This window comes from Pseudomonas sp. 05T35, from assembly GCF_056396605.1.
In genome coordinates this window covers 1-5,128 of record NZ_JBFTLU010000336.1, presented here as the reverse complement: position 1 = coordinate 5,128, position 5,128 = coordinate 1, and the positions used below count along the sequence as shown (strand labels likewise).

The following is a 5,128-nucleotide window of genomic DNA, read 5'->3' as shown; positions in this document are numbered from 1 at the left end:
GTCTTAGCCTGGAGTTAACCTTATGAGCACTGGCAAAGAACAACTGGACACAGAAGACGACTTCATCTCCGTTGAGGCCGATGATGCCGAGCCTGTGGTAGAGGTAGCGAAGACCAACCTGAGCAAACGTCGCACCATCGATAATCTCCTGGAGGAGCGCCGCTTGCAAAAGCAACTGGCCGATTACGACTTTGACCTTTAACACCTGAAAGCCTCCCGAAATGGAGGCTTTTCAGCACTCCCTCAAGCGCTGGGCAATGCTCTCTGATTCAATGAGTCCGGCGCGGCGGGGACATCAGGGCAAGCCATCCGGCGACTCAAAAACCGATCAGATTCCGCTTACCTTCAGACGCTTTCCGTGCACAAAGCACTACTCGCCCCGAGAGATTCAAACCAGACCATTACGCTGCGCAAGCTCGATCAGGTCTACCAGCGAGCGAGCATTGAGCTTTAATAGCAGACGCGTTTTGTAAGTACTGACGGTTTTATTGCTGAGAAACATTCCATCGGCAATTTCCTTGTTGGTCTTGCCTCGGGCCAACTGTTGTAAAACCATCATCTCCCTTCCTGACAGCCGATCCACCATGTCTGCTTCACTCGCGTTTCCCAAACTTGAGCGAACCGAGTGCAACGCCTGATTCGGAAAGTAGCTATATCCTGACAATACAGCCTTGATTGCACTGAGCAACTCGGTGAGGTCCTGCTGTTTGCAGACATACCCGGCASCCCCTGCCTGCATGCAACGCATTGAAAAGTGACCGGGGGCCTGCGACGTCAAGACCAACACTTTCAAAGGCATGGTCGTCGAGGTCAAGCGTGCAATAACTTCCAGGCCATCCAGTTTCGGAATACCGATATCCAGTATCACGATATCCGGCATCTGTTCACGGGCAAGTTGCAAGGCATCGACACCATTGTCCGTTTCGGCAATGACTTCGTAGCCATGACGCTCCATTAGCATACGTACAGCAAGACGAATGACGGGGTGATCATCCACGATCAGCACTTTATTCATGGGCAAGTCCAATTTTCGCTGTTCGAATTTTTAGAGCCCGCACAATAGCGTAGTCGTTTCGACCTTGGGATGCTGCCCAGCCCAACCACCTACACCGAGAGACAATCCCTACAAACAACAAGGATTTTCCCTACAGGATTTCATAGAAAACAATGTCGCTTAAAGTTTATTCGAGGCTTTACCCTCCTCCGGTCATCTGTATTTTTTCTGCGGACATCAAAAAAAAAACAGCTGACGATACACACGCCATCCCGGCCATTCATGAAACATGAGTCTATTATCAAAACAACCCGTTTTCACCCACCTACATTAATCACACAAAAACAAGGCTATTGATCCGTTAAAAATAGTGATAAAACTGCAAAGCAGACCGATCCACAAAGCCTTTACAAAAAGTAATAAATCAATACCCGACAACCACTACCACTTAATATTTTCACCCACAAGGAATCCACTATAGATCACTATTTAACGAGTAATCAAAATGACAAAAACTCAAAAAAAAATATCCAACCCGATGACCATAATTGCAATATTCGCGACGCTCTCCGAAACGTCGGCAGCCGTATCGTTGCCTTTTCTTGACAACGAGGAGCGCCAGACTTACATCTGGTTTTTGATCAGCTTCCCTTTTTACCTGCTCTTTTTATTTTTCATCACACTAAACTTTAACTACAAATCACTGTATGCACCTTCTGATTTCCAAAAGAGCAAGCAGTTTGTAAAAGTCATCGACGATGCTTCTCGACCAGAAAAAAACGGAAGCACCTCCATCAACGACCCTGTTGAAGAGGACAATCACCCCAACTCAATCAAAGGACGTAAACCCGACTATCTTCTTCAGAGCGCGCCCGCTCCACCCGCCTATATAACCTTCATCGCGAACCTTTCGACTCAACACCCGGTGTCTTTACCTGCGTCGATACACGGCATGCGAATTATTGATGCACGATGGATTCGCAAAAAGAAAGATGTCGACAATTTGATGAACGCACTCTATTCAAGGAAACACCACCACCGTGAAGTGATCGTCTTTCTGACAAGCGGCGAGTCGGAACATTTGATTAACGAAAGAGCACTCAAAAAATCAGATGCAAAAGCGTTGGAGCCCAAAGAGTCTTTTTACATGAGTTATAACTTGAGCACATTGGCGGTGACCGTCGTCAGCCGGCACTGACACCGACCCAGTACAGTGGCCGGGTAAATAGTCTCTGACAGAGACAGAACAGAAAGGGGGGGGATAGACAATCCAGGAAGTTAAAAACAAAGTCCTGGTGACACGGACTCAGAAGGCAAACAGCCACACACGAATTCCTCGATCACATTGTGGCCCCGTTACAAACGGGGCCACAATCGTCGATCATGCCAACCGCATCAGAACAGCTTGCGGCCTTTGTTTGCGGCGATGCGCATACGCAAAGCGTTCAGCTTGATGAAGCCGGCTGCATCAGCCTGGTTGTAGGCGCCGCCATCTTCTTCGAAGGTAGCAATGTTGGCATCAAACAACGACTCATCGGACTTGCGACCGGTGACGATCACGTTGCCTTTGTACAGCTTCAGGCGAACCACACCGTTCACATGCGCCTGGGAAGCATCGATCATCTGTTGCAGCATCAGACGCTCAGGGCTCCACCAGTAACCGGTGTAGATCAGGCTGGCGTATTTAGGCATCAGCTCGTCTTTGAGGTGAGCCACTTCGCGGTCCAGAGTGATCGACTCGATCGCCCGGTGAGCACGCAGCATGATGGTGCCGCCAGGGGTTTCGTAGCAGCCACGGGACTTCATGCCCACGTAACGGTTCTCGACGATGTCCAGACGGCCGATACCGTGTTCGCCACCGATACGGTTCAGGGTCGCCAGCACGGTAGCCGGAGTCATTTCGACGCCGTCCAGTGCAACGATGTCGCCGTTGCGGTAAGTCAGCTCCAGATATTGCGGCTTGTCGGGAGCGTTCTCCGGGGAGACGGTCCAGCGCCACATGTCTTCTTCGTGCTCGGTCCAGGTGTCTTCCAGCACGCCGCCTTCATAGGAAATGTGCAGCAGGTTGGCGTCCATCGAGTACGGGGATTTTTTCTTGCCGTGACGTTCGATCGGGATCGCGTGCTTCGCCGCATAATCCATCAGCTTCTCGCGGGACAGCAGGTCCCACTCGCGCCAAGGGGCGATCACTTTCACGCCTGGCTTGAGTGCATAAGCGCCCAGCTCGAAACGAACCTGGTCATTGCCCTTGCCGGTCGCACCGTGGGAAATGGCATCTGCGCCGGTTTCGTTGGCGATTTCGATCAGGCGTTTGGCGATCAACGGACGAGCGATGGAAGTACCCAGCAGGTACTCGCCTTCGTAAACGGTGTTGGCGCGGAACATCGGGAAAACGAAATCACGCACGAATTCTTCGCGCAGATCGTCGATGTAGATTTCTTTTACGCCCATGGCTTGTGCCTTGGCGCGGGCCGGCTCGACCTCTTCACCCTGACCCAGGTCAGCGGTAAAGGTCACCACTTCACAGTTATAAGTATCCTGCAGCCACTTGAGGATCACCGAAGTGTCCAGGCCGCCGGAATACGCCAGAACGACCTTGTTTACGTCCGCCATGCCATCACTCCACGGGGTTCTACGGAAAGCCGAGAAGTCTACCGCCGTGAGAGGATAAATTACAGAGGCGCGACAGCTTATGATGACGAAGCGACAGATTATGTCGAGCGGGCGACTATTTCAGCCAGTTCAGGAGGTCGTTGCGGCACTGCTTGCCGAGCTGACTTGCGGCGCCGGTTTATCGGTGGGTGCAACGCGCTCAAGGTGAACGTTGACCCGGCGATTCTTCGCCCGATTGGCGGTGTTGGTGTTGGGGGCCAACGGATAACGCTCGCCGTGAAAGCGCATCGTGATTTGCGACTCCTGAATGCCATTAGCCTTGAAGAAGTCCATCACCGCCAGCGCTCTGCGCCGGGACAGATCACGGTTGGTCAGGCGATTGCCACTGTTATCGGAATGACCGTCGAGTTCGATGTGATTGACCGTCGGGTCGGCCTTCATGAAGGTCAGCATGACCTGCAGCTTGGCCTTGGCCTGCGCGTCCAGATCGATACCACCGCCCGGAAAACCAACCTCAGCCTGCTTCACCTGCTCGTAATTCATCGGCAGCAACTTGGCGACACACGCCTGATAATCGGCGTAGGCCTTGCTGAAACTGACCGGCAACAAACGGACTTCCGACACTCCGCCATCGCGCGAATAATGCCGAATCAGCGGACTGCGACCGTCCATCAAACCGCCGATAAGGCGTCCGGCCTGGAGTTGCGAGCTGTTGAACAGCACATCACCGCTGCCAACCTTGACCGACCCCAGATTGATATCGCCGCGCCCCGGCTGCCAAGGCGCAGCGGCGGCCAGCAACGTCGCCGAGCCGCCGGTGATCATCGGGTTGTAGGCCTTCAGACGAAAGGTGGCCTGCTCGCCTGCGCGCCGCACGAACTCGCCCGAACCGAAATCGGCAATCGGCTGGCTCAGGCGACATTCGAATTTGTCGCCTTCGACCGTCCACTCGATGCTCTCCAGACGCGTCTGGAAAGTGAGCGCCATGGCAGGAAGGCTGGCAAACACGCTGAGCAAGGCTAAATAACGCTGGCGCACGGGAGGCTCCACTGGCTTCTACAACAAAAAGACCGATACATATAATTACGGCATACCTTTGTGATATCGGAAGCTTGCTGCAAAACTTGATAGCGAGTGCCTGGATGAGTCTTTTCCGGTAGCATTCCCTTGAGTTTGACCCGCCTGGAATCCCCAATGTCCGACCGCCTGACCCTGCTGCGTCCCGACGACTGGCATATTCATCTTCGCGATGGTGCTGTGTTGCCCAATACTGTCGCGGATGTCGCGCGCACCTTTGGTCGCGCGATCATCATGCCTAACCTGGTACCACCGGTGCGTAACGCCGCTGAAGCCGACGCCTATCGCCAGCGTATTCTCGCTGCGCGCCCGGCCGGCAGCCGTTTCGAACCGCTGATGGTGCTTTACCTGACCGACCGGACTACACCCGATGAAATTCGCGAGGCCAAGGCCAGCGGTTTCGTTCACGCTGCCAAGCTGTATCCGGCTGGCGCGACCACCAAC

The 5,128-nt window shown here is 53.5% G+C and carries 5 protein-coding genes and 1 pseudogene; 3 read left to right on the top strand and 3 right to left on the bottom strand.

The window, feature by feature from the left end:
• Nucleotides 1–22: 22 nt before the first annotated feature.
• Entirely contained in the window at nt 23–202 is a 180-nt protein-coding gene (locus AC1DH9_RS21970) for a PA3496 family putative envelope integrity protein (RefSeq protein WP_019693351.1), read from the top strand.
• 186 nt (nt 203–388) lie between these two features.
• Here AC1DH9_RS21970 and AC1DH9_RS21965 read toward each other — a convergent pair whose 3' ends face one another.
• Nucleotides 389–1,015 (bottom strand): response regulator, encoded by a 627-nt coding sequence (locus AC1DH9_RS21965; protein WP_477808772.1) that lies wholly within the window; start codon nt 1,013–1,015, stop codon nt 389–391.
• Nucleotides 1,016–1,499: 484 nt separating this feature from the next.
• On the opposite strand from AC1DH9_RS21965, the gene AC1DH9_RS21960 reads away from it, so the two are divergent.
• Nucleotides 1,500–2,192 carry a hypothetical protein gene (locus AC1DH9_RS21960; protein WP_427536243.1) on the top strand — a complete coding sequence of 231 codons (693 nt, stop codon included), beginning with the start codon at nt 1,500–1,502 and terminating at the stop codon, nt 2,190–2,192.
• Between the two features lie 197 nt (nt 2,193–2,389).
• On the opposite strand, the gene AC1DH9_RS21955 is transcribed toward AC1DH9_RS21960, so the two are convergent.
• Together AC1DH9_RS21955 and AC1DH9_RS21950 are read right to left on the bottom strand one after the other, a co-directional pair.
• The gene (locus tag AC1DH9_RS21955) at nt 2,390–3,607 is read right to left on the bottom strand and encodes an argininosuccinate synthase (RefSeq protein ID WP_019693354.1); all 1,218 of its coding nucleotides are present in this window, start codon (nt 3,605–3,607) and stop codon (nt 2,390–2,392) included.
• Between the two features lie 129 nt (nt 3,608–3,736).
• Nucleotides 3,737–4,645, bottom strand: coding sequence for a flagellar protein MotY (locus AC1DH9_RS21950; protein WP_427536245.1), 909 nt, complete (start codon nt 4,643–4,645; stop codon nt 3,737–3,739).
• A 156-nt stretch (nt 4,646–4,801) separates the two neighbouring features.
• On the opposite strand from AC1DH9_RS21950, the pseudogene AC1DH9_RS21945 reads away from it, so the two are divergent.
• A pseudogene (locus AC1DH9_RS21945) lies at nt 4,802–5,128 on the top strand (dihydroorotase); the annotation flags it as partial.